This window comes from Peribacillus sp. FSL E2-0218 (assembly GCF_037992945.1).
In the GTDB taxonomy this organism is placed as follows: Bacteria; Bacillota; Bacilli; order Bacillales; family DSM-1321; genus Peribacillus; species Peribacillus simplex_B.
In genome coordinates this window covers 2655827-2681723 of the sequence record NZ_CP150304.1, presented here as the reverse complement: position 1 = coordinate 2681723, position 25897 = coordinate 2655827, and the positions used below count along the sequence as shown (strand labels likewise).

General features: G+C 42.4%; 24 protein-coding genes and 2 pseudogenes. 21 read left to right on the top strand and 5 right to left on the bottom strand.

Annotated elements, in window-relative coordinates:
* The first annotated feature begins 36 nt into the window (after positions 1–36).
* The 10 genes and pseudogenes from MHI53_RS12900 to MHI53_RS12855 all read left to right on the top strand — a co-directional run bounded on the left by MHI53_RS12900 (position 37) and on the right by MHI53_RS12855 (position 9974).
* Complete coding sequence (locus MHI53_RS12900) at positions 37–597, top strand: GNAT family N-acetyltransferase (RefSeq protein ID WP_340371454.1); 561 nt, start codon at positions 37–39, stop codon at positions 595–597.
* A gap of 860 nt (positions 598–1457) precedes the next feature.
* A pseudogene (locus MHI53_RS12895) lies at positions 1458–1682 on the top strand (DMT family transporter).
* A gap of 701 nt (positions 1683–2383) precedes the next feature.
* Positions 2384–4018 (top strand): peptide ABC transporter substrate-binding protein, encoded by a 1635-nt coding sequence (locus tag MHI53_RS12890; RefSeq protein ID WP_260320063.1) that lies wholly within the window; start codon positions 2384–2386, stop codon positions 4016–4018.
* A gap of 132 nt (positions 4019–4150) precedes the next feature.
* Positions 4151–5080 carry an ABC transporter permease gene (locus MHI53_RS12885; protein ID WP_061140252.1) on the top strand — a complete coding sequence of 310 codons (930 nt, stop codon included), beginning with the start codon at positions 4151–4153 and terminating at the stop codon, positions 5078–5080.
* Complete coding sequence (locus tag MHI53_RS12880) at positions 5080–6009, top strand: ABC transporter permease (RefSeq protein ID WP_061140251.1); 930 nt, start codon at positions 5080–5082, stop codon at positions 6007–6009. The genes MHI53_RS12885 and MHI53_RS12880 overlap by 1 nt, the downstream gene beginning before the upstream one ends.
* Before the next feature lie 49 nt (positions 6010–6058).
* Entirely contained in the window at positions 6059–7066 is a 1008-nt protein-coding gene (locus tag MHI53_RS12875; protein ID WP_061140250.1) for an ABC transporter ATP-binding protein, read from the top strand.
* A gap of 13 nt (positions 7067–7079) precedes the next feature.
* Positions 7080–8072: a dipeptide ABC transporter ATP-binding protein gene (locus MHI53_RS12870; RefSeq protein ID WP_061140249.1), complete on the top strand. Its 993-nt coding sequence runs from the start codon at positions 7080–7082 to the stop codon at positions 8070–8072.
* Positions 8073–8246: 174 nt separating this feature from the next.
* Positions 8247–8468 carry a DUF695 domain-containing protein gene (locus tag MHI53_RS12865; protein WP_340373683.1) on the top strand — a complete coding sequence of 74 codons (222 nt, stop codon included), beginning with the start codon at positions 8247–8249 and terminating at the stop codon, positions 8466–8468.
* A gap of 60 nt (positions 8469–8528) precedes the next feature.
* Positions 8529–8909 (top strand): ribonuclease E inhibitor RraB, encoded by a 381-nt coding sequence (locus MHI53_RS12860; protein ID WP_340371453.1) that lies wholly within the window; start codon positions 8529–8531, stop codon positions 8907–8909.
* A gap of 204 nt (positions 8910–9113) precedes the next feature.
* Positions 9114–9974: a crotonase/enoyl-CoA hydratase family protein gene (locus MHI53_RS12855; RefSeq protein ID WP_340371452.1), complete on the top strand. Its 861-nt coding sequence runs from the start codon at positions 9114–9116 to the stop codon at positions 9972–9974.
* Between the two features lie 203 nt (positions 9975–10177).
* Here MHI53_RS12855 and MHI53_RS12850 read toward each other — a convergent pair whose 3' ends face one another.
* Together MHI53_RS12850 and MHI53_RS12845 are read right to left on the bottom strand one after the other, a co-directional pair.
* On the bottom strand, positions 10178–10378 hold the full coding sequence (locus tag MHI53_RS12850) for a cold-shock protein (protein WP_029714163.1): 201 nt from the start codon (positions 10376–10378) through the stop codon (positions 10178–10180).
* Positions 10379–10563: 185 nt separating this feature from the next.
* Positions 10564–11520: a D-2-hydroxyacid dehydrogenase gene (locus MHI53_RS12845; RefSeq protein ID WP_340371451.1), complete on the bottom strand. Its 957-nt coding sequence runs from the start codon at positions 11518–11520 to the stop codon at positions 10564–10566.
* A 113-nt stretch (positions 11521–11633) separates the two neighbouring features.
* Here MHI53_RS12845 and MHI53_RS12840 point away from each other — a divergent pair, with 113 nt between their 5' ends.
* The 5 genes from MHI53_RS12840 to MHI53_RS12820 all read left to right on the top strand — a co-directional run bounded on the left by MHI53_RS12840 (position 11634) and on the right by MHI53_RS12820 (position 17009).
* Positions 11634–12182 carry a GNAT family protein gene (locus tag MHI53_RS12840; RefSeq protein WP_061140246.1) on the top strand — a complete coding sequence of 183 codons (549 nt, stop codon included), beginning with the start codon at positions 11634–11636 and terminating at the stop codon, positions 12180–12182.
* A 174-nt stretch (positions 12183–12356) separates the two neighbouring features.
* Positions 12357–13814, top strand: coding sequence for a CoA-acylating methylmalonate-semialdehyde dehydrogenase (locus tag MHI53_RS12835; RefSeq protein WP_061140245.1), 1458 nt, complete (start codon positions 12357–12359; stop codon positions 13812–13814).
* Positions 13815–13884: 70 nt separating this feature from the next.
* Entirely contained in the window at positions 13885–15225 is a 1341-nt protein-coding gene (locus MHI53_RS12830; RefSeq protein WP_340371450.1) for an aspartate aminotransferase family protein, read from the top strand.
* 284 nt (positions 15226–15509) lie between these two features.
* Positions 15510–16124, top strand: coding sequence for a CoA pyrophosphatase (locus MHI53_RS12825; RefSeq protein ID WP_340371449.1), 615 nt, complete (start codon positions 15510–15512; stop codon positions 16122–16124).
* A gap of 93 nt (positions 16125–16217) precedes the next feature.
* Positions 16218–17009, top strand: a complete 792-nt coding sequence (locus MHI53_RS12820; RefSeq protein ID WP_061140242.1) for an endonuclease — start codon at positions 16218–16220, stop codon at positions 17007–17009.
* Between the two features lie 63 nt (positions 17010–17072).
* On the opposite strand, the gene MHI53_RS12815 is transcribed toward MHI53_RS12820, so the two are convergent.
* Both MHI53_RS12815 and MHI53_RS12810 read right to left on the bottom strand, forming a co-directional pair.
* Positions 17073–18128 carry a lactonase family protein gene (locus MHI53_RS12815; protein ID WP_340371448.1) on the bottom strand — a complete coding sequence of 352 codons (1056 nt, stop codon included), beginning with the start codon at positions 18126–18128 and terminating at the stop codon, positions 17073–17075.
* Positions 18129–18557: 429 nt separating this feature from the next.
* Positions 18558–19025 carry a nucleoside deaminase gene (locus MHI53_RS12810; RefSeq protein WP_061140240.1) on the bottom strand — a complete coding sequence of 156 codons (468 nt, stop codon included), beginning with the start codon at positions 19023–19025 and terminating at the stop codon, positions 18558–18560.
* A gap of 242 nt (positions 19026–19267) precedes the next feature.
* Between MHI53_RS12810 and MHI53_RS12805 the strand changes: the two genes are divergently transcribed.
* Together MHI53_RS12805 and MHI53_RS12800 are read left to right on the top strand one after the other, a co-directional pair.
* The gene (locus tag MHI53_RS12805) at positions 19268–20170 is read left to right on the top strand and encodes an AEC family transporter (RefSeq protein WP_061140239.1); all 903 of its coding nucleotides are present in this window, start codon (positions 19268–19270) and stop codon (positions 20168–20170) included.
* Between the two features lie 190 nt (positions 20171–20360).
* Complete coding sequence (locus tag MHI53_RS12800) at positions 20361–20771, top strand: hypothetical protein (RefSeq protein ID WP_061140238.1); 411 nt, start codon at positions 20361–20363, stop codon at positions 20769–20771.
* A 133-nt stretch (positions 20772–20904) separates the two neighbouring features.
* Here the strand turns inward: MHI53_RS12800 and MHI53_RS12795 are convergent.
* Positions 20905–22218, bottom strand: a pseudogene (locus MHI53_RS12795) (IS1182 family transposase).
* A 679-nt stretch (positions 22219–22897) separates the two neighbouring features.
* Between MHI53_RS12795 and MHI53_RS12790 the strand changes: the two are divergent.
* From MHI53_RS12790 to MHI53_RS12775, 4 genes are all read left to right on the top strand, one after another.
* Entirely contained in the window at positions 22898–23626 is a 729-nt protein-coding gene (locus tag MHI53_RS12790) for an amino acid ABC transporter ATP-binding protein (protein ID WP_061140237.1), read from the top strand.
* A gap of 23 nt (positions 23627–23649) precedes the next feature.
* Positions 23650–24471, top strand: coding sequence for a transporter substrate-binding domain-containing protein (locus MHI53_RS12785; RefSeq protein WP_061140236.1), 822 nt, complete (start codon positions 23650–23652; stop codon positions 24469–24471).
* Positions 24472–24581: 110 nt separating this feature from the next.
* The gene (locus MHI53_RS12780) at positions 24582–25220 is read left to right on the top strand and encodes an amino acid ABC transporter permease (protein ID WP_061140235.1); all 639 of its coding nucleotides are present in this window, start codon (positions 24582–24584) and stop codon (positions 25218–25220) included.
* A 14-nt stretch (positions 25221–25234) separates the two neighbouring features.
* Positions 25235–25885 carry an amino acid ABC transporter permease gene (locus MHI53_RS12775; RefSeq protein ID WP_100531769.1) on the top strand — a complete coding sequence of 217 codons (651 nt, stop codon included), beginning with the start codon at positions 25235–25237 and terminating at the stop codon, positions 25883–25885.
* Positions 25886–25897 lie beyond the last annotated feature (12 nt).

The window sequence follows — 25897 nt, the reverse complement described above, 5'->3', positions numbered from 1 at the left end:
TTAAGTAGACAGCTGAAATTACGGAGGGATCCTTCGATGTGGTTTAGGGAATTGGAAACGAAAAGGCTGAGATTAATCGAAATTGGTCACCAACATAAGGAAAGCCTGTTTGACATCCTCTCAAGAGATGAGGTGACCAGGAATGGCGGGATAGAAAACTTGACTCACGTTGAAGATGCCCGCCGCCTGATCGATGCATTCAAAAGTGCCTTCATCAACAAACGGGGAATTCGCTGGGGAGTGGTCTTGAAGGATTCGGGCACATTCATCGGCACCGTCGGAATCAATCAATTGAGCCTGACCAATAAGCGCGCCGAAATAGGATATGAAATCCATCCTGATTACTGGAGGAACCTTTATACGTCCGAAGCTGTCAATGAAGTATTGCGCTACTCATTCGAAGAACTGAAACTGGTCCGGATCGCCGCTTTAACCTTCAAAGATAATCATGCTTCGGCAAACCTCTTGAAGAAGTTTGGTTTTAAAGAGGAAGGCAGCCTGCGAAGCTATGTATTTCTTCATCGCCAATCACACGATGCGGTGGTATTTTCCCTGTTATGCAGTGAATATCGGCACTTATATCAACAAATGGTTTAAGAATTTTATCATAAATATGAAGGATCGGCTGGCCACTAGGGCCAGTTTTTTATGTTGAGTCATTATCGCAACCCGGTAGAGCTACATCTCCTTCTTGGAAAGCTGCAAACGAAATAAAAAAATTAGCAGCAGGAGAAGCTTTGCAAAGAATGAGACGGAGAGATCGGACCGGAATTTACAACCAACCATTATCTACGCCCATCATTCCAAGGGTGAATTGGCTAATGGGGGCTCATTAATGGGATATCAACTGTTTGAAACGAAGATAGTGACTGGAATTCCCATCAGGTTGAATGGAAGTTTAAACTGGATTTAAAAACCGAAAAAGCTGAAGTGTTGTGATTTTTTTCACGAAGATGTTTCATGTTTTGGCGGGTCTTTGCTGAAGTTTTTACGGTGTTAAAGGATTACAGCAAAAAACTTGATGCCATATTTACCTTATATCAATCATGCTTTCGAAATATCCTCAAGAACTATGCATTGTGCAATCAACTTATTAATGGATTATTGAGTCTGGTGTTTTCGCCGCAGTTAAGAAAGATGAAAGCATGTAATGGGAGTTTACCATGTTACTTGAAACAGAAGAATCAGAAGGAATATAGCTCCCGTTCACAGACTTCGAAATACGCCTTTTCGACTTTTCGTATATCGAGAAAGGGGCAGGGAGATGAAAAATATTCCTATGGAATCGTATAAGAAGAAATTCGTAATCAGTGGAAGTGAAAGGGAGTAACCTGCATTTCCTTTTTTAAAAATTCCTTATTAGACAGCAATAACGGTGCCATTGATAGAGTTGATGCTTCATCAGTCAGGTGGGACGGTAATAAGGGTAAGATGCATGTTGAAAATTTTCATTTCCGCTGCTAGCGGTACTGGGGGGCATTACGATTGCCATCCAAGCACAGTGCAATGGTGGTTTAGGCAAAAAAGTCGGGATCATTGAAGCGTGATTCATTTCGTTTGGAATCGCGGCAATCATTGATCATTTCGGAATATTGGGAGGTGTTCGCATTCCAATGGATGTAAAAAAGCTGGCGGGTGCAGGGGGGTATTTCCTATCGCTATATGGAATGAATCCAAAATAGGAGAGTGATTTACGGAGGAACAAAACCTATAGGGGATAAAAGCCCTATTCTTCCAAGTTGTTATTCCTTATTGAGCGATGCAAATTTCAGAAAATGGAGATTTTTATTGATTAACACGTTATTGTACTAAAATATATCAACTGAAAGTAAATAATTTTGCAAGAGATGTTTGCTGCTTATCATTCGATGTTTAATTATCGGAATATTTAGAATGATCTAACTCAAAATGAGTGGGGTGAGCATACACGAATGCTGCTATTTCAATGTTTTAAAAAGCTTATGACGGGAATTATCTTCCTGTTTCAACATCCTGAACCATGTGGTTTTTTCTGAAATAGATCGAATTGTTCAGCAAAAAATTATTATCTTATGAAAAAGTACTCATTGGTTTATTGATTTTTTAATTTATTCGTAATATACTTAAAATTCAACATCTTTAATTCGAAGTATAGTACTTTTAGCGAGGTTAGAAAGTGGGTGGTTTTTTAACTGGTAAACTACCGTTTTGGAATTTTTCCTGCAAGAAACGTAGTTTTATGCAAACGATTCGCTAGTTGCTTTAAGTGGATTTCTGCTTAATGGTTTTAAATGCCTTCGCTGACATTTAGCTGGTACTGTACCAACAATTAATAGGTGGTAGTCGGATAATCTCTTAATATGGGAATATCCAAAGATAGAGTAAAGATGAGGGGGAATATTTTTTGAAAAAGTCTAAATTTTCAGTGCTTGCTCTACTAATGGCCATCATGCTTATACTAGCGGCATGCAATGGCGGTTCGAAGGAAACTTCGAAAGAAAATGAGGGCGGGTCGGGTGACTCATCCAAAGCAAAAGTGCTAAACGTGAACAACTCGAGTGAACCTGGTTCGCTACATCCGGCAAACGCACAAGGAACTCATGAATCATGGATCCTTGAACACACGTTTGAAGGTCTGACAAAGAAAACAGAAGAAGGTAAAATCGTTCCAGGAAATGCAGAATCATGGAAAATCAGTGAAGATGGATTAAAATGGACGTTCAAATTAAAAGAAGGCTTGAAATGGTCGAATGGCGATCCGCTTACAGCGCATGATTTCGAATATGCTTGGAAGTATGCTTTGAAACCGGAAACAGCTGCTGACTATGCATACCAGCTTTACTACCTTAAAGGCGGGGAAGCTTACAACAGCAAAAAAGGCAAGGAAGAGGATGTAGGCGTTAAAGCGACAGACGACTTGACTCTTGAGGTTACTTTGGAAAAACCGACACCTTATTTCCTTGATTTGACTTCCTTCTATACTTTCTATCCAATCGATAAAAAGGTACAGGAAGAAAACCCTAAATGGGCATTGGATGCAAAAACACACGTATCGAATGGTCCATTCAAGTTAACGGAGTGGAAACATAAAGAAAGTCTGAAAATTGAAAAGAATGAAAACTACTACGATAAAGACAAAATCAAATTGGATGCGGTCAACTTTGCTCTAATTGAAGATGAAAATACGGCATGGCAAATGTATCAGAGCGGCGAATTGGACCTCGCTTATCCACTTCCTGTAGATATTCAAGGTCAAATGGTCAATTCTGATGACAAAGAATTCAAAATGGGCAAAGAACTTGCTGTATACTACTACAATTTCAATACAAAAGTGAAACCTTTCAATAATGCTAAAGTAAGGAAAGCATTATCGATGGCAATCGAGCGTCAAAAAATCACGGATAATGTTGCTCAAGGCGGACAAAAGCCTGCATTCGGCGTAGTCCCTCCGGGTATTCCTGATGCATCTGGAGATTTCCAGGAGAATACAGGTGACTTGTTCAAGGAAGATGTTGCCGAAGCTAAGAAATTGTTAAAAGAAGGACTAGCTGAAGAAGGCATGAAAAAATTACCTGACTTCTCAATCTTGTACAATACTTTAGATTCACACAAGAAAATTGCTGAAGCGGTTCAAGGAATGTGGCGTGATAACCTGGGTGTCGAAGTTACCCTTGAAAATGCAGAATTCCAAGTTAAGCTTGACCGTGAAAAAGCTGGTGACTTTGAAATTTCCCGTGCAGGATGGGTTGGTGACTATGTTGACCCAATGACATTCATGCTTTGGGAAACGGACGGCGCCTATAATGATGCAGGTTGGTCAAACAAAGAATATGATAAGTTATTAAATGAGGCAAAATCTACAATGGAACCAAAAGAACGCATGGATGCTTTGCATAAAGCAGAGAAAGTTATGATTGATGAAATGCCGATCCTTCCGGTTTACTTCTACACAAAACCATATATGGTTAAATCTAATGTTACTGGTGTTTATGCACCGATTAACGCTTATCCGAACTTTGTTTACGCGGATAAAAAATAAGAGAAGGATTAAAGTGAGATGGGAGGTATGTCCGATTAAGGACATACCCCATTTTCAATTACGAATTTGAATATTTCATGAATTCATTTCCGTTTTCAACTCCTTAGAAAATCGATGATTGGGGTGATTACCATGTTGAGATATACATTAAATCGTTTTAAATGGGCGATTATTACTTTGTGGGCGGTTATTACATTAACGTTCATCATAATGCATACGATTCCGGGAAATCCATTTGCCAAAGAAGGAGCAATGCCTCCGGCCGTTTATGAAAATCTTCAAACACACTATGGATTGGACAAGCCTTTGTTAACCCAATATGGGAATTATTTATTGGAAGTCGTTCAGTTTGATTTTGGTCCTTCACTTAAATCCTCATCCATTTCAGTGAATGATTACATCTTGAAGGGATTTCCAGTGTCCTTGCATTTAGGCGCACAAGCATTGGTGATTGCCATTTTCTTTGGGCTCATCCTTGGTGTAGTGGCCTCCCTGAAACGAAATAAATGGCCGGACTATCTTTCAATGGTCATTGCCATCGTAGGGATCTCAGTACCGAACTTTATTTTAGCAACCATTTTGATCAATTATTTCGCGATCAAGTGGCACATATTCCCTGTTGCTACATGGGCAACATGGCAGCATACTATTTTGCCGTCCATAGCGCTGTCCATGATGCCGCTTGCTTTCATTGCCAGATTGATGCGGACAAGCATGCTTGAGGTAATGGGGCAGGACTACATCTTGACAGCAAAAGCAAAAGGTTTGAAACGAAGCGGAGTCATCATCAAGCATGCGATACGGAATGCGTTATTGCCGATCATCACGATTCTTGGTATCCTAACGGCTAATATCGTGACTGGAAGCTTCATCATTGAACGTATTTTTGGTATCCCGGGCATGGGGGATATGTTCGTAAAGGGAATTTCCAACCGAGACTACCCGGTCATTCTTGGTTCAACCATTGTGTACAGTGCAGTGCTTATCATATTGATATTCATCGTTGATGTTGCCTATACGCTGATCGATCCAAGAATTAAAGTGACGGGGGAGAAAAAATAATGGCAGATAAAGTGCATTTTACAGAGGATATGTTCCAACCCGCTGAAGGAAACTTTAAGGAAGCCGAAAAAATTGCGAGACCGACAGTTTCATACTGGTCTGACGTCTGGCGTCGTTTCAAGGAAAACAAGCTGGCGATGACTGGATTCGTCCTGATAATCCTCCTGGTCCTGCTGGCGATATTTGGTCCATATATTAACGGCTACACATATTATGGACAAGATTTCGAGAAAAAGAATTTAAGCCCGAATAGCGAGCATTGGTTCGGGACGGATTCTTCAGGAAGGGATTTATTTACGCGAGCATGGTATGGTGCGAGGATTTCGTTGTTCATCGGATTGATGGCAGCACTGATAGACTTTTTGATTGGTGTGCTTTATGGTGGGATTTCAGCCATCCGCGGCGGACGCACGGATAACATGATGATGCGTTTTGCAGAAGTGATCTATGCAATTCCTTATCTTTTGATGGTCATCTTGATGATGGTTGTTTTGAAGCCAGGCATATTGCCGATCATCATCGCGATGTCGATTACAGGATGGATCCCGATGGCAAGACTGGTAAGGGGACAAGTATTACAGTTAAAAGAGAATGAATACATTCATGCTGCAACGATTTCCGGGGCCAACACGAGCTGGACGTTAAGAAAACATATGATACCCAATACGATGGGCCCGATTCTTGTCAATTTGACATTAACGGTACCAACCGCGATTTTTGCAGAAGCAACGTTAAGCTTTTTGGGGCTGGGAGTGCCAGCGCCGCAGGCAAGTTGGGGAACATTGACAAGTGATGCACTGGGAAGCATCCTGGTGGGGAATTTCTATCAACTTCTCATCCCGGCTATCTTGATTTCCTTGACGATGTTCGCGTTCAATGTGGCTGGTGACGGTCTTCAGGATGCCTTGGATCCAAAACTACGAAAATAAATAAGTCCTAACATAAAGATTTGATAGTACTAGAATAGGAGGGACGATGATGGAGAACCTATTAGAAGTTAAAGATTTACAAATCAACTTCCATACGTATGCAGGAAAAGTACAGGCTGTCCGCGGCGTGAACTTTGAAGTGAAAAAAGGGGAAGCCGTTGCCATCGTTGGGGAATCCGGGTGCGGCAAAAGTGTCACTGCAAAATCTATCATGAGATTATTGGAGACACCTCCAGCAGAGTATGGAACTGGTTCAATTAATTTTGGCGGGAAAGACCTTATTAAAATAAGCGAAAAGGAAATGCAGAAGATTCGCGGAAATGATATTAGCATGATTTTCCAGGACCCGATGACTTCCCTTAATCCTACGACCAAAATCGGCAGCCAAATCATGGAAGGTATTCTGAAGCATAATAGAGATATCTCCCGAAAAGATGCATACGACCGAGCGTTAGAAACACTTACACTGGTAGGGATTCCGCAGCCGGAAAAAAGGATGCAGCAATATCCGCATGAGTTTTCAGGCGGCATGCGCCAGCGGGCGATGATAGCGATGGCGCTAGCTTGTGAACCGAAGCTATTGATTGCCGATGAGCCCACGACGGCTTTGGATGTGACGATACAAGCACAAATACTAGAATTGATGAAGGATATTCAACGCAGAATGGAAACTTCCATCATCCTTATCACGCACGATCTTGGAGTGGTTGCGGAAACTTGCGAACGGGTTGTCGTTATGTATGCAGGTAAGGTTGTGGAAACGGGGACAGTTGAAGCGATATTTTCCAATCCACAGCACCCGTACACAAGAGGGCTGCTCAAGACGGTGCCAAGGCTCGATATGGAAAAAACGGCTCCGCTGGTACCTATCATCGGATCGCCGCCGGATTTGCTGGATCCGCCGAAAGGATGTCCATTTTATCCAAGATGTGAATCTGCCATGAAGGTATGCAAAGACCATGATCCGGAACTAGAAGTAGTGGAAGAGGGACAGACAGCTGCGTGCTGGCTTCACCATCCAATGGCAAAAGCAGCACAGCTGCAAGCTAATGTTTGAAGGAGGAGAACCAATGGTTTCACTAAAAAATAAGTCGGTAAAAGAAAAAACAGTCAACGAAAATTCTCCTCTTGTTGAAATAAAGAATCTGAAAAAGCATTTTTCAGTCGGTTCTCAGACGCTGAAAGCGGTGGATGGTTTGGATCTCAAGATTTATCCTGGGGAAACTGTCGGACTTGTAGGCGAAAGCGGGTGCGGGAAATCGACGGCTGGTCGGACGATTACTCGTCTTTATGAACCTACAGATGGAGAAGTCCTTTTTCAGGGGAAAAATATCTTCGATTATAAACAGGGGGAAATGTCACATATCCGCCGTGAAATCCAAATGATCTTCCAAGATCCATACGCTTCCTTGAATCCAAGGATGAAGGTAGAAGAACTAATTGGCGAACCGCTTGCCATCCATGGGATATCCAAGGGCAAAGAGAGAAGAAAACGCGTGGAAGATCTGTTAAAGCTGGTTGGCCTAAGCCCGGAGCACATCACTCGTTTTCCGCATGAATTCAGTGGCGGGCAGCGGCAGCGGATTGGGATTGCAAGGGCATTGGCTTTAAATCCTAAATTCATCGTTTGTGATGAACCGATTTCGGCCCTTGACGTTTCCATTCAAGCTCAAGTCGTCAATTTATTGAAAGAACTGCAAAAAGAAATGGGTTTGACTTATTTATTCATCGCGCATGATTTATCGATGGTCAAGTATATTTCAGATCGCATCTTGGTCATGTATCTCGGCCGAATGATGGAACTGGCGGATAGTGAATCGTTAACGAAGGATCCACTGCATCCATACACACAAGCACTGCTTTCAGCGGTGCCGATCCCAGATCCGACCATTAAGCGGGAACGAATCGTCCTTAAAGGCGATGTACCAAGTCCGATCAATCCGCCAAGCGGCTGTGTATTCCGGACTCGCTGCCCTAAAGCGATGGAGATATGTTCCAGTGCCGTTCCTGAATGGAAAGAACAAAAGCCAGGGCATTTCGTTGCGTGTCATTTATATTGGTAAACCTAAAAACCAGTTGCCCTTTGCAACTGGTCTTTTTTTAGCGGGCAAATGATATTGTATGGATAGGAAAAGAGTGATTTGAAAATTATGTCATATATTTAAGCGCAAAGATTCCCTTGGAAACCAGCTTCACAATGAAGTATCCACCACTAGATCACTCGCGGGGAAAGGTAAATTGATAGAGAGGTATACCAACATGCCATTGCTGTCCGAGTCGAAATCAAGAATCCTAATGAAGAAGGATTTCCGCTAGGGGGAGAGGCAGATCTATTGTATGAAATGGAGGAGGATTTTGATCAATTCGTGGATTCTGAACATGCCGTTAAAGTTGGCAGGGTTACGTCAGACGGGTTAAGGGATACAAGAAGAAATAAGAGAATTAATGGAGGCTGCTGATCGTTGTATTAAATCCAAGGGTTATGAATTCGAAATCTTCCATATAGAAGAGGAGGGGGATTGGGAATTCTATCATGCCTTTTATACCCTGATATTTACCAGTGCAACCATATGGGGAATTTTGCCGTTTTTGAAAATTTGATGAAATCTGGTGATGAACTGGAGCCACCTCGGGAAGTTAAGCATTGGCTATATTTTAAAAATATGAAAATGCTGAAGCAGTTTGTCCAAGCGATTAAAAAACATGATTTTTCCCTGGCTGACCAATCGGTTGAAGTGGAAGAAGACGGGAGGTATTTGCTTTCGATTTCGAGAATTGATTCTGTTAACATTGCTTCGATAAATGAAGTAACCGATATGTTGGTAGAGCTTTCGGAAACATACGATGGAGATTATGATGGGTGGGAGACGGTTGTTATTCATCGCTCAGACGGGATTTAAAGGGAATAGTAAATGGGTTTCGGGATGTTTTTCCGAAACCCTTTTAGTTTAGTATCGGTAGCAAATGGTGCATAAAGGAATATTTATCCGTTTATAAAAATAAATAACTGGGAATATGAATATAAAACATATAATATGTAATTATATGTAAATATAAAGAAATATCTGTTGAATGCTTCAATGTGTGAGAGAGGAAGGGAATGAATGATGGTGTATTCTACGATTACCAGTGAAATCATCGATCATGTCATGATCGTCACCTTAAATCGTCCTGAGAGAATGAATGCTTTCAATGAAAAGATGTGTGCGGAAATGATTCTCGCTTTTGATGAAGCAGACGCTAATGATGACGTACGTGCCGTCATTGTAACGGGTTCTGGTGCTTCCTACTGTGCTGGAATGGATTTGGAGAAGGGGGCTGAAACCTTCATGGACCACACCCCTTTGGTTGAATACCGTGACGCAGGAGGGGTTTTGGCATTGCGGATTTTTGAACTGAAGAAACCGATCATCGCGGCCATTAATGGCGCGGCGGTTGGGGTAGGGATAACCATGACATTGCCGATGGATATCAGGATAGCTTCAACGGAGGCGAAAATGGGCTTTGTATTCGCTCGCAGAGGGATTACGATGGAGGCATGCAGCGGATGGTTTCTACCTAGACTTGTCGGCATGGGGAAAGCTTCGGAATGGATTTATACCGGCAGGATGATATCAGCCAACGAAGCGTATGAGGGCAGGCTGGTGAATAAAATTGTCGGACCAGACGAATTGATGGCTGCGGCAATGGAAATCGCATCAGACATTGCCCAGAACACATCTTCCGTTTCCGTGACTCTATCCCGGCAGCTGATGTGGACGATGCTCGGAGCGAACCATCCTGTCGAATCACATAAAATAGAATCGAAGATGCTTCATTGGACAGGAAAACAAGCGGATGCCCAAGAAGGGATTGAAGCATTTTTGGAGAAAAGAAGTGCAGATTTCAAAATGAAAAGCAGCACAGATATGCCTCCTTTTTATCCTTGGAGCACGGATCGAACGTATGAATCGGACAAGAAATGAGAAATGGTGAAGTGCGTGATAATTTTTACTTTTCGGATAAATTAGGGTTTCCATTCTTAGTGTGGTATACTGTGTTTACCATTTACCAAACTTGTTTCATGTTTCCCTATTCCAAGTGAATAGGGATTTTTTATGTTTGCCTTTTTTGGAAATAAAAAAAAACAGACCCTACAAGTAGAGTCTGTTATATATTGTATTAAAAATTACGCTTTTTGAACGTTAGTAGCTTGAGGTCCACGTTGACCTTGCTCAACTTCAAAAGTAACTTCTTGACCTTCGTCTAATGATTTGAATCCTTCGCTTTGGATAGCTGAGAAATGTACGAATACATCGTCTCCATTTTCGCGTTCGATGAAGCCAAATCCTTTTTCTGCGTTAAACCATTTTACTTTACCTTGTTCCATTGTTGTTGCCTCCTAGTGTGAATCCACACATTGTGTTACTACCCTTGCTCAATCATTAGACGAAAAGTTTTTCACTTATCAATCTTCCCGAACAAAAATAATTCTTCTTAAATATAACAGATTATGTCGGAATCTGCAAGTGAACAAAGCAAGATTATTTATGGTGCCCAAATGCCGAAAGATTATCAATAGCCTTTTTTGTAATCAAGTAAATTGGTCGAAGGTGCTCTGCCGGTAAGATATTCCTTTAAATTAGGAATGAAGATATCCTGGATCAGCCGTTGGTCGTACAGCTCAGTGTCCCCCGATGTATGCGGAGTGATGATGACATTATCCATATCCCACAAAGGATTGGTTTCTGGAAGCGGTTCTGTTTCGAATACGTCAAGGCCTGCTCCTGCAATTTGCTTCTCCAAAAGAGCTTGAATCAATTCTTGCTGGATAACGAGCTTTCCTCTGCCTATATTAATGAAAAAAGCGGAAGGCTTCATAAGCTGGAATTCTTTATGGCCGAACATATTCTCTGTCTCTGCCGTCAAAGGGAGAGTCACGACAATATAATCGCATCTAGGAAGTAAATCAGGCAATTGTTCCTGGGTAAACATCTCATCGACATCGTGCTCGGATTTCCCGGAGTGGCGCAATCCCAATACGGTCATGCCAAAAGCCTTGGCAATTTTGGCGGTTTCCTTGCCGATTTTACCAACACCGATGATTCCGATGGTCTTTTCGTGGATTTCCAGATGCATTTTGGCGGGTTGCCAAGACTTTTCTAGCTGTTGCTTCTTATATGTATCTAATTTTCTTGTCAAGGTAAGCATGAACCCAAAGATGGTTTCAGATATAGGATAGGCATGGACACCGTTTGCCGTCGTTATTTGGACATTTTTTTGTTCCAACCTTTCCAGGGGCAGGCTGTTCACTCCGGCACTCCACGTCTGTATCCATTTCATATCACTTCCTTCGATGCTTGAAGACATGGAAGATTTCCAGCCGGCGATCACTTCGGTATCCGTTAGATGATCCTTCCATATGGCAGGTGATCGACCAGTGATCACCTGCCAATCGGGGACAAGTTCTTTAACTTTTTCCAATAAAGGCTCATTCAAGTTTCGACTGATAATGAGTTTTCTTTTGGACATATCCATTCTCCTTTGCCATTTTTCTGAATTATACGTAAGTTTTGTTTATATTTCAATTAGGAAACGTGTTAGGATGGCTTTATTCATACAAAATAATGAAAGTGGGGATGAACATGAATGTAAAGGATATATACGGAAACCTGCCTGTCATCGAATCAAAACGTCTAATCATGAGGAAGGTAACCATGAAGGATGCCGAAGACATGTTCGCTTATGCATCCAATCGGGAGGTTTCCCGTTTCGTCACTTGGGACGCACACGGCTCCTTAAGTGCTACAAAGGATTACATCCAGCTTATCCTGCAAAATTATGAGGACAGCCACATTGCTCCGTGGGGAATCCAGTACAAGGAAAGTGGTAAGTTGATCGGTACCATCGACTATGTTTCCTGGCAGGTCAATCATCATCATGCAGAAATAGGATATGTGCTGGCGCCGGAATATTGGGGGAAGGGCCTGATGACGGAGGCTGTCGAAAAAATCGTGGCCTTTGGCTTCGAAAATATGAATCTGGTACGGATTCAAGCACGCTGCTTTGTTGAAAATACGGGTTCGGAACGAGTCATGCAAAAGGCAGGCATGTCATTTGAAGGAATCATAAGAAAAGGGATGTTTGTGAAAGGGGAGCATGTCGACCTTAAGTTGTATGCCATCATTAAATGATCTTCTTGCGAAAAAAAAGACGGTTAGTTGAAAAATTGGTATTAAGTTGGAATGACACAAACGAACACTATGTGCAAATATCGAAGGCGAAAATATACAAAACGTCTAATGTAAAAGAGCGGATTGAAAAATATAATTAAACTATCAAATCGATTTGAATTGGAGGGTATCTCAATGGAAGTGATCAAAAAAGTTGAAACGTTGAAGAATTATATCGGTGGCAAATGGGTGGAATCCACTACATCGAAGCATGAAGAAGTGCCCAATCCAGCGACAGGGGAAGCTTTGGCAATCGTACCGCTTTCCACTAAGGACGATCTCCATGTAGCGGTGCAAGCTGCAAATGAGGCGTACAAAGAATGGAAAAGGGTTGCAGTGCCAAAAAGGGCACGCTACTTGTTCCGTTACCAGCAATTGTTGATCGAACACTGGGATGAGCTTGCCAAACTCGTCACGATTGAAAATGGAAAAAGCTATACGGAAGCCTATGGGGAGGTTCAACGCGGAATAGAATGCGTGGAATTCGCAGCAGGTGCGCCAACCTTGATGATGGGGAGCCAGCTGCCTGATATTTCCCCTGGAATTGAATCCGGCATGTACCGCTACCCAATCGGAGTCGTTGCCGGAATCACTCCCTTTAATTTCCCGATGATGGTTCCGTGCTGGATGTTCCCGCTTGCGATTGCTTGTGGAAATACGTTCATTTTAAAACCTTCAGAACGGACTCCGCTCTTGGCGAACCGCCTTGTCGAATTATTGACGGAAGCAGGCGTTCCTGATGGAGTGGTCAATATTGTCCACGGTGCCCACGACGTCGTGAATGGAATTTTGGAGCATGATGATATAAAAGCGGTATCTTTCGTTGGATCCCAGCCTGTTGCTGAATACGTTTACAAAACGGCAGCTGCCAATAAAAAACGTGTCCAGGCTTTATCGGGAGCGAAAAACCATTCGATCGTCATGCCTGATGCGAACCTGGATAATGCGGTGGCGAACATCACCAATGCAGCTTTCGGGTCAGCTGGTGAACGCTGCATGGCAGCTTCGGTCGTCGTTGCCATAGGAGAGGTGGGAGACGAGCTCGTCGAGAGATTAAAGGCTGCGGCGGATGATATCAAAATTGGAAATGGGATGGATAAGGACGTATTCCTAGGTCCGGTGATTCGTGATACGCATAAAAAGAGAACAGAACAATATATCGAGAGCGGGGAAAAAGAAGGGGCGACTCTCCTTCGTGATGGCAGGAATGAAGGTGATCAGGAGAATGGCTATTATGTTGGCCCGACATTATTCGATCATGTGAAAACGGACATGAAGATATGGAAGGATGAAATTTTTGCGCCTGTCTTATCCATCGTACGGGTCAATTCCCTGGAAGAAGCGATTGAGTTGACCAATCAATCTGAGTTTGCCAATGGAGCCTGCATTTATACGGATAGCGCCAGCGCCATCCGGGAATTCCGCGAAGAGATTGATGCAGGGATGCTTGGTGTGAACCTAGGGGTGCCAGCCCCGATGGCATTCTTTCCTTTCTCTGGATATAAAAGTTCTTTTTACGGAGACCTTCATGCCAATGGAAGGGATGGTGTGGAATTTTACACAAGGAAGAAAATGTTGACGGCGAGATACTGATACGGTTCATGGGGTCGACACAATTTGTGTTCGACCCTGCTTTATACATCATTCTGGAGGGGTGTATCTTATGCAGGTTGAAAAACAAGGTCAGGATTATAAGACGAAGGATGGAAAATACGTTTGGCATCATATGAAAGGGGCCGAACCGAACCCAGGGACAATGGTGATTCAAAAGGGGCAAGGAGCCTGGATCACGGATGTGGATGGAAATCGTTATCTGGATGGGATGTCCGGATTATGGTGTGTCAATGTTGGTTATGGACGAACGGAGCTGGCTGAAGCAGCTTATGAGCAGCTGAAGGAACTTCCTTATGCCCCTTTAACGAATAGTCACATCCCGGCCATCAAGCTAGCTGAGAAATTGAATGATTGGCTTGGCGGGGATTATGTCATTTTCTTTTCCAACAGTGGTTCGGAAGCGAATGAAATCGCCTTTAAAATAGCGCGGCAGTACCACCAGCAAAAAGGTGATCATGGCCGTTATAAATTCATCTCCCGTTACCGCGGATATCACGGCAATACAATGGGAGCCTTGGCCGCAACGGGGCAGGCACAGCGGAAGTATAAGTATGAACCGCTTGCATCCGGCTTCCTTCATGTGTCGCCGCCTGATTCCTATCGAAATTCAGAGGACGAGAGCGGCGAAAAAAGTGCGGCGGAAATTGAGCGTACGATTACATGGGAGTTAAGCGAGACTGTGGCAGCGGTGATCATGGAGCCGATCATCACCGGTGGCGGAATTCTCATGCCGCCTGAAGGATATATGAAGCGTGTCGCGGAAATCTGTGAGAAAAATGGCGTACTGCTTATTTCCGATGAGGTCATTTGCGGGTTTGGCCGAACGGGAAAGAAATTCGGATTCATGAACTATGATGTAAAACCGGACATCGTAACGATGGCAAAGGGGATTACCAGCGCTTACCTGCCTTTATCGGCTACAGCCGTAAAACGGGAAATTTATGAAGGGTATGTCGGTTCGGATGATTATGATCGCTTGCGCCATGTGAATACCTTTGGCGGCAATCCAGCATCCTGTGCGCTTGCCCTGAAGAATATGGAAATATATGAAGATGAGAAACTAATAGAACGTTCAAAAGAGTTGGGGCTTCGCTTCCTGCAAGAGTTTGAAGAAATCAAATCACATCCGAATGTTGGGGATGTACGTGGTAAAGGATTGTTGGTAGGCATCGAGCTTGTCGAAGATAAACAGACAAAAAAACCAATTGAGCTTTCCAAAATCAATAAAGCGATAGCGTCCTGTAAGGAAAAGGGACTGATCATCGGCAAAAATGGCGATACGGTCGCGGGCTTCAATAATATCCTCACACTTGCTCCGCCACTTAGTATTACAGATGAAGATTTCTCCTTCATCGTGACGACAGTAAAGAGCACTTTAGCTGAATTATAAAACAAGAGAATCTGTTTTGGCACCGTAAAACATGTGACGGTGCTTTTTTCTTTGCCCATATCGAGAACCTTTACTCGGAATCATATGAGCGGAAGCCTATTTTTCTCTGCCCTTTAAAACCTTCCATCACACTTGAAGCTTTTCCTTGTACAAAATGATACTTGGAATTGGAATCGTTTTCCTTGCTTAGTTTTCACGGATGTTTGAAAATGGAGGGATAAGGATCGTTTGCATATGCATCGATTTTATATCATTCATATTATCTATAAATAGAGGTGTGGGAGATGAAAAGTGAAGACATAACAAAAAAACTGATGGGACATAGCCCTGAAATTTTGGGGAGCGGAAATTTTTCAAAGTATGCGGTATTGGTGCCGTTAATAGAAAACGAAGATGGAATGCACGTTCTCTTTGAAGAGCGTTCGCACAAATTAAGGAGGCAGCCGGGGGATATCTGCTTTCCGGGCGGAAAAATAGACAAGTCTGACTGTAATGAGCTGGCGGCAGCCCTTAGGGAAACGAATGAGGAGCTTGGATTGGGTAAGGATGATATCTCGCATGTGTTTCCGATCGATTATTTGGTATCCCCCTTTGGAATGATCGTTTATCCGTTTGCAGGCTTTGTCCGTAACCTTCAGCAGATCACGCCTAATCCAGCTGAGGTTGAAACCATTTTCACTGTCCCGCTTTCGTTTTTTATGGAAAAGCCGCCGGAGATTTATCATGTCCAATACAAAATTGAACCGCATGAAAACTTCCCCCATGATTTAATTGTGGGCGGGGAAAATTATCAATGGCAGCCAAAACAGATGGAAGAGTATTTTTACTTATATAAGGATCGCGTCATCTGGGGATTGACAGCGAAAATCCTTACCCATTTCATTGAAATCCTGCGTTAGACCCTTCTAAAGCACCTTTTTTTATCCAATTAAATCAATTAAACTTAATTTACGGAAAATATGGTTTTTAATAGAATTGGGAGGGATGAGTGGATGAAGAATAGTTTTGAAGTACTAGAGCAGGAACGAGAAATGGCTATGGCTACCCTTGTGGAATTCAGTGAAAATCGAGAATACTACGACGAAAACAAAGATCAGGAACTGAAGAAAGCGTACTATCAAGAAGATTCCTTAAGCAGGGATGGACTGAAGAATCTACTGGCAGTTACCCATAAAGACCAGCTGAACTACTCACCGCATCGACATGTTTACCCTTGGGTGGATTTACAGGAAAATGGAAAGTTGAAGAGTCTGTATTCCGGAAAAGGCATGGATCCCATTAAAGCCATCGAGGAAGATATCCGTATACTGGAAGTGTTGTCTAGCCAATCCGAAAAACTTGAGAACATGCTCGTCAATTGTGAACATGTTGTACCCCAATCGTGGTTCAATAAAAAAGAACCGATGCGGGGGGATTTGCATCATCTGTTTGCTTGTGAACCAGGCTGTAACAGCAGCCGAGGCAACTTTCCCTACCATGATTTTGAGGATTATGTCCCGGAAGTGGGAGCTGCTGGTATTAAAGCGGGTTGCGGCAAATCGGAAGAAGGGAAGTTCGAACCTGAATACGGCAAAGGAATTGTAGCAAGGGCAACCATGTATTTTTCTATCAGATATGAGGGAATCATCAATAGCAGCAACGTGAACATGGCTCTTCTGCTGGAATGGCATCGGCTATTTCCGGTCAGTACGTATGAAAAACATAGAAACCAAGCTATTCAGGAAATCCAGGGTAATCGAAACCCATTCATAGATTTTCCCGAAATGGCGGAGAAGTGGTTGTAAAGACAGGTAATAAAAAGGAAGGAAGCTGGCACAGCAGCTTCCTTCCTTTTTTAGTTGATAGAATTAAAGGAATTTTACGCAAACCGGAAAGGGAACTTCGATATCTTTTTGCAACAGTGTTAATGTTCCGGTATTTTCATTCCTGGAAAATAGGGTCAGGTTTCCAGATTGTTCATTGGAGGCAATCAAAAATCTTCCGCTAGGGTCCAATGAAAAATCACGAGGCCAATGCCCTTCCGTAGAAACGAGTTCGACAAAGGATAGCTGACCGGTTTCTTGAGCGATTTCATAAACGGCTATGCTATCATGTCCGCGGTTTGCGGCATATACGAACCGTCCGTCATCAGAAATATGAATTGCGCTTCCTTGGTTATTTTCCTTGAAATCGTCTGGCGTGCTCCGAACCGTTTGTATTTCAGAAAAACGCCCGGTTTGCTCATCGAAGCTTAAAACGATGACTTCGGGTACAAGCTCTGCCATCACATACGCGAACTTTCCATTAGGGTGGAACGTCAAGTGCCTAGGTCCGCTGCCGGGAGAGACTGATAGGCTGCTTACTTCTTCCGGAATACCATTATGTATTTCATACGTTATCACTTTATCGATACCAAGATCGACTACCGCAACGAAACGTTCATCCGGCGTGAAACCAGCGAAGTGAGTATGTGCCTTTTCCTGGCGCTCTTCATTCGGTCCGCGGCCTTCATGACGAATGGTGGAAGATACAGGTTTTGGAGTCGCATCGGTCTGGAGCTGATAGCTTTCAATCAGGCCGTCTCCATAATTGGAAGTGATCAAAACCTCTTTTTTGCTGTCGACACTAATATGACAGGAAGAACCATTAGGTGTCAGCTGTTTGCCAAGGTACGTCAATTCTCCTGATTCTTCATTTATGGAATAGGCAGAGACCCCGCCGCTTCCCGCTTCTTTTAAGATGGCGTATAAATTCTTTTTGTCCTCGCTGATCGTAACATAAGTCGGATCGGTTAGTTCGGCTGCAAGAACAGGTGTGCTGAGTTTCCCTTCTGCTGTATCTAATGTAAAGCGGTAAATGCCTTTGCTGTCGCCCTTTGTGTACGTGCCGATATACCCGATAATCTTTTGATCATGTTTCACCATCTAGATCCCTCCAAGAGTTTTATAGTTTTACTTTTTATTTTACCATAGATGCAACCCAATATCCTTTACAGGGTTCGTGTAATGGTGCAACCTTTTTTATTCGCCCCCCTCTCAATCAGGGGGGGGGCATTCCAGCTTATCCAAGTGGCATTGTGGCTTCAACGGGGAAATGACTGAACCGGGAAATGGAAAACAAGTCCTAATCCCGTTAAAGGTCAGAAGGGCGGACCAATCAGGATTGTGCAAGTGACCATAAAAGAAAGAGGAATGGACCATTTGCCCGGCTCGACTGATTGTGGATATCCTTCATATCACCCGATGCCGCGCGAAGAACCCATTTACGATTTTCCCGTTTTTAATGATGCAGTCTGCAGGAGTTGGACCTATAGCGAGATCGCTGAAGGATTTTTCAATCCCCTATCTTGCCGATTAATAGTTCACTCTTTCACTGTTGATGTCCCAAGCCCGGAATGGCAAATCATGGCCGTTATAAGACAATCGTTCCATCTTAATGGCACGGTTTTCGATTGGAATGGAGAGTTCTTGGTAAATGAAGTGGTCATCAAAACCGATATGTGCAGCATCTTCCTTGGTACTAGCAAAATAGATCGCTCTTGGCCGTGCCCAATAAATGGCACCGATGCACATCGGACAAGGTTCACAGCTTGTGTATATGTCACAATCGGTCAGCTGGAAGGAATTGAGGTTTCTGCATGCATCACGGATTGCCTGCACTTCGGCGTGAGCGGTTGGATCGTTTGCTGTTGTCACATTATTGCAGCCTCTTCCGATAACGATCCCATTTTTTACGATAATGGCGCCAAAAGGTCCGCCATTCTTAGCCAATACATTTTCATGCGCAAGTCGCACAGCCATCTCCATGAATTTTACATCCATTTAAAACACCCCTTAATCAGTAATAAACTAATAAGTTTTGATGGTATATTTTATTACGTGAATATAATAAGTAATATACCATATTTAGATATAAATGGAATTTAATTTCTAAAAACAATTAAAAAACCCACATATGTTAAGATATGTGACATTGAATTTAAATCCGCTGAATGAATTTTTACAAATAAATATAAAACTGATATGGTTAGATTAAAATTAATAATATGATGAAGGTGAAATGTATGGGGTTTTTAGGCGTTTTATTACCGATTTTTGGAATTTTTGTTTTAGGGTTCATAGGTCAGAAAAAGTTTAATCTCGATACAAAATCGATTTCCACGATGGCATTATATTTAATGTCACCATTCCTGATATTTCGAACATTTTATACTGCAAAATTTACGATTGATTATATTTATCTGTTCTTATTCACGATTGTACTTTGCCTTTCGCTCATATTGGTGGTCTATATCATTGCTTTTTTTCGGAATTATACGGTAACTGAAACGAGCGGCATGATTTTGGCGTCTGCCTTCATGAATAATGGGAATTACGGAACTCCAGTGATTTTCCTTTTATTCGGGGCAATAGGGCTCGATTATGCCATCATCCTTATGGTGGGTCAGCAATTAGTCATGTGCACGATCGGGATTTATTTCGCGGCGAAGGGAAGCCCTGAGGGAAATGGGGTCCAAACCGCGCTTAAAGCGGTGTGCAAGATGCCGATCGTATATGGGGCAATGGCAGGTGCCGCTTTTCAAGTGGCGAATATCCCATTAAGCAATTCGGTTATGGAAGCGGTAAACCTAGTTGCCGATGCGGCCATCCCGACCATCATGGTTACACTTGGAATGCAGCTTGCCAACATATCATTGAAAAAAATGGCATACCGGAAGCTATCTGTTTCGCTTCTTCTTAAACTTGCCGTTTCACCAGTAATCGCTTTCCTGATTTCACTTGCACTGCCGGTTGATGATATGGTCAGGCATATCATGATCATCGTGGCTGCGATGCCGACGGCGGCCAATACGACAATGTATGCACTCCAATTCAATACTGAGCCTGAATTCGTATCGAGCGCTACGTTCATAAGTACGTCATTAAGCTTGATCACGCTTCCGATCATCTTTTTCTTTGTATTATAATAGCTTCGCATTTTATCAGATTAGGAGAGCTGCGTTTCCCGCTTATCATGAAGCGATATTTTCTTCACGAGAAGTGGATGGAATGTGAGATTGTCATAGAATTGTTGTACCTCAGAGATATTGCTTTTTAAATGTTCCGGGCTGGTATATACTTTTCAAATGCTTTGTATTTAAATGGGGAGGGGTTTCTTTGCTTCAAACAAAAATTAAACTATCTAATCCGGCAAAGATTGAAGCTATTTTAATGGGAATCGTCAGAAAATCCTTTGAAGAGGCTCAAAAGGATAAACTTCTTTTATGTATGGAATGTGGAGATGTGGATCTTTATATCGCTTCTTCCAACCATGATGAACTTCAAGATGCAATTAATGAAAACTTTGAATTTGATGAATACGGTGAATGCATAAAGCCGGAAGAATATCAAGAATTGATGGATGATTTATACGAGTATTTCCTGATCCTGCATAAGGAAAGTGCTCTGTTTGATTTTTTTCCTGCAGGTCCATATACGGTAGCAGGGGGAAGTCGTGAATCGGAAACGGATATGCTGGCTCCAAGAGGCCTTTTTTCAGCTCCTTTCGAAGATGCCATCAAGAAATGAAAAAGACAGCCAAGGCTGTCTTTCAGTTTGTAGACAAAAGGGGTTCGGAATTAAAAAATTCCGAGCCCCTTTTGAAATTGCCTTGGAATTTCCTCCTATAGTTAAAAGATTGGGGCTCTACGAGCCCACTGTGTTAGGCCATTTTTGGAACTTGCCATGTCCAATTGACCATCTTCTTTACATTCATGGCAGCGAAAGTAAGCATCGCCTGCATCGACAATTTTTTAAGTCCCCTTAAAGTAGTCCAACGCATCCCATGCTTTTCTTTTGCGTCTGCGTATACACGCTCAATCGTTTCTTTACGCTTCGCATATATAGGCTTTACAACTTGATGATGACGCAGATGATCTGCTTCTTCCACATGTGTTTGCCGGATATGCCGTGGCACCACTTTTTGACAGTCTTTGCTTTCTGTACACCGAGATAAAAATGAGCATGATGCACAAATGTGTTTTGGGGATTTGTACTCTCGATAGCCCTCTTGATTTGTTGTTGAGTACGTTAATAGCGTGCTCATTGGGCAAAGGTAACCATCAAAATGTTCATCGTATACATAGTCCTGTTTGCCGAAGAATCCTTTTTTTGTGCGAGGACGTGTATAGGGTAAAGCCGGGATGATTTCTTTGTTAAATAGGTAGCTTGTAATCGCAGGTGTTTTATAAGCGGCATCTGCGGCAACGGCTTCCGGTTTTCCAACTTTCTCAATCACTTGTTAAACTAGTGGCTCTAAGATCTGACTGTCATGTGTATTTCCAGGTGTTACAATCGTTCCCAATACAAAACCGTTGCGGTCTGCGGCCACGTGGGATGAATAGGCAAACTGTTTTGTTCGTTCATCTTTTACATAGTAGCCACTCTCAGAATCCGTTGTACTTTCTTTAATCTCTATGGTCTCTTCTTTATCAAATTTATCTGGCGGAAAAGGCTTTTTTCATGGTTTTCACGATTTTGATTGATTTCTTCTTGAAGGCGTCCTTGATACGCTCGTGTTTCTTTACGAACGATTTTCTTTTCAAATTTCCGTTTATTCGCACTGGCTTTCACATGTGTGGAATCCACGAAAACCTGTTCAGCATGTATTAGCTTTTTATTAGCAGCTGTCATTAAAATGCGATAGAAAATCTGTTCAAACAGGTCTGTATCTTTAAAGCGTCGCTCATAATTTTTCCCGAACGTAGAGAAATGGGGCTTTTATCATGGAAGCCATAGCCTAAAAACCAACGATAAGCCATATTGTTTTCAACTTCTACAATCGTTTTACGCATGGAACGAATGCCGAAGGTATATTGAATGAAAGTCAGTTTCAAGAATATAACGGGATCAATACTTGAGCGTCCTACCTCTGAATACATATCTTTCACCAAGTCATTAATGAAAGTGAAGTCCACGGCAGCCTCTATTTTACGACCAAATGGTTAGGTGGCACCAGTTGATCTAACGTAATCATTTCAAGTTGATCTCGCTGAATAGAATATGTTTAGAAAGCATCCTCATCACCTCAAGTTTTAATATTTCTATTTTAAAACAAAAATGACTCTAGGCAAACGTGTTCTAACAAAAGGTAAAACAAAGTTGGTTGGAACGGAAAGTACGAGACTCCTGCGGGAAGTGCGAGTCACGGGAGACACCGGAGGCTGTAAGCCGAGGAGGCTCCCGGACCGCCCGCGGAAAGCGAGTGCCTGGAGAGGAAACCAACGGCCACATTTGTCTACAGTCTGAAAGACAGTTAAGGCTGTCTTCTTTTTGTTCTTTAAAGCTCTTATAGGCTTACGGGAAATAAATCCCCTGAAAATGCTGTTACATATGCATGTTTTATGGAATATGGCAATAGTATCATGAAATATAATATCATTTTTAACAAATTAAAGTTTATATGGTAATTTTAAGCAATATTAGATATAATAAAATTGTGAATATTGAATATATTATTATAATTACTAGATTAAAATAACAATAAATTAGCTAGGTTTAAGTATTGCTAGAGTTGTGATGGGAAATAATAGGGAAGGGTTTTTTCCGGGCAGGAAATGCTGATGATTGCAGGAATGATATAAGCGAGGATGCTAGCGGATACATAAACGATTCTGATTATTATAAATATTACATTCGTCGCAGGGAGGCTTATTATGATTGTTTTTGATGATGTGAATAAGTATTTTGGTGATTTTCAGGTGCTGAAGGAGATTAATCTAACAATCAATAAAGGGGAAGTGGTCGTGGTCATCGGTCCGTCCGGCTCAGGTAAAAGCACATTGCTGCGCTGCATCAATCGCCTGGAAACGATTTCTGGCGGTTCACTTTCCATAAATGGGTTAAATGTAGCGGACAGAAAAACGGACATAAACAAACTGCGCCGGAATATCGGTATGGTTTTCCAGCATTTTCACTTGTATCCACATAAAACGGTGCTTGAAAATATCATGCTTGCCCCCAGGAAGGTTTTGGGACAATCCGAATCGGAGGCGAAAAAGATTGCACTTAAATATTTGGAGAAAGTGGGGATAGGAGATAAAGCGAATTCATTTCCTTCCCAGCTTTCAGGCGGACAGCAGCAACGGGTCGCCATTGCCAGAGGATTGGCGATGGGGCCTGAAATCATGCTGTTTGATGAACCAACCTCAGCTTTGGATCCGGAAATGATCGGCGAGGTTTTGGATGTTATGAAAGCCCTTGCCCATGAAGGGATGACGATGGTGGTGGTCACCCACGAAATGGGATTTGCCCGTGAAGTGGCGGATCGAATCGTATTCATGGACGAAGGCAAGATTCTGGAAGAGGCAACACCGGCTGAGTTTTACGCCAATCCTCGTGAAGAGAGGGCTCGTTTATTCCTTAGCCGTATATTAAATCATTAAATTAGAAAACAGGGGTGATTTACATGTTGAAGAAAAAGAAATGGATGAAATTATCTTTGCTGTCGTTAATGGCTGTCATTTTATTGGCTGGATGCAGTTCCGGCAAGGATTCTGACAAAGGCAAAGAAGGCGGGAACAAGGACAAAGATGTACTGGCACAGGTGAAGGATAAAGATGAAATTGTGTTTGGGGTCAAAAATGATACAAGATTATTCGGGCTGAAAAATCCTAGTACTGGCGATGTAGAAGGCTTTGATATTGATATCGCCAAAGCGCTTGCTGCTGAAATTCTTGGTGATGAGAACAAAGTGAAATTTAAAGAGGTGACTTCCAAAACACGGATGGCTTTATTGAATAATGGCGATATCGATGCAATTGTAGCCACCATGACGATTACGGAAGATCGTAAAAAAGAAGTGGACTTCACGGATGTCTATTTTGATGCCGGACAATCTTTGCTAGTTAAGAAAGGAAGCGACATCAAGGGCATCGATAGTTTAAAAGGCAAAAAGGTATTGGCAGTAAAAGGATCAACTTCTTCCATAAATATCCGTGAAAAAGCACCTGACGCTCAAGTGCTTGAATTCGAAAACTACTCCGAAGCGTTTGCGGCGCTGAAATCCGGGCAAGGTGATGCGTTGACCACGGATGATTCCATCCTTTATGGTATGGCGGATGAAGATCCGAATTATGAGCTTGTTGGCGGTACATTTACAGACGAGCCTTATGGAATTGCTGTCAAAAAAGGAAATGCGGATTTTGTTGCCGAATTGAATAAAGCACTTAAAGCGCTTAAAGATTCAGGCAAGTACGACGAAATTCATGATAAATGGATTAAACACTAATACAATTTTAAAAATAATGTAAAAGGTAAAGGTCTTGACCAACATTTGAACATTTTTTTCTGTGGGGATGAGCTAATTGCTCATCCTTACTAGTTAAAGGAGTGAATGCCGTGCTTGATTTCTCCATTTTAACAGAGAATCTGGATATGTATTTATTAGGCTTTAAAAATACGATACTTTCAAGTTTGATTGCATTAGTTGCGAGTTTGATTCTTGGAGTACTTGTTGCCATCATGCGGATTGCCCCGATTAAGCCCCTGAATTGGCTTGGAACCGCCTATGTCGAGTTCATTCGGAACATACCGTTATTGATCATTACATTTTTCTTTTTTCTCGGCCTTAAACTTAGCGGTCTATATGCAGGAACGTTAGCCTTAACCATTTATACTTCATCCTTCATAGCCGAGGCCATCCGGGCAGGAATACTTTCCGTGCCAAAAGGACAAATGGAAGCTGCCCGCTCATCAGGATTGACCTATGGACAAGCAATGAGGCTCGTCATTTTGCCGCAGGCTGTCAAAATAGTCATCCCGCCTCTGGGGAATCAATTTATCAATCTCGTGAAAAATTCTTCCATTTTAGCCGTAGTTGCCGGACTTGACCTCATGTACCATGGAGATTTGATTTCTTCGCGGACTTTTGTCGTGTTCGATGTCTACATTTTTGTTGCCGCGTTTTATTTGATTCTTACCATTCCTTTAAGTCTGGGCGTTGGTTATTTAGAAAAACGTCTAGCTAAGAGTAATTGAGGGAGGTATAAGGTATGGATTTTGCAGGTGCCTATTCACCGGATAATCTAGCATTTTTATTAGAGGGATTTTGGGTAACGCTTAAGGTAGCTTTTATATCAATCATTCTAAGCTTCATCATTGGCGGTATTGTGGGAATAATCCGTTACGCGAAAGTGCCGGTCTTATCGCAAATATTAGCTCTAATCGTCGAAACGGTCCGTAATTTACCGTTATTATTGATCATCTTCTTTACTTATTTTGCACTGCCAGAGATACGCATTAAACTGGAAATCATTCCTGCAGCCATCGTGGCCTTGACGATTTTTGAGTCGGCCATGCTTTCCGAAGTAATCAGAAGCGGATTGAAATCCATTGATAAAGGTCAGATGGAGGCGGCTCGATCATCAGGCTTAAGCTATACACAGGCATTGATACATATCATTTTGCCCCAGGCGCTGCGTCGCATGGTTCCTCCTATAGTCAGTCAATTCATTTCTCTGTTGAAAGACACCTCATTAGCGGTCGTCATTTCATTGCCAGAGCTGACCCATCATGGGCAGATCATCTACGGACAAAGTCAAAAATATTTAATACCGATTTTGATCCTGGTTGCACTTATGTATTTCGTCGTTAACTATAGTCTGTCTTTGGTGGCGCAAAGACTTGAAGTGAAACGAACTTAAACATATGACATT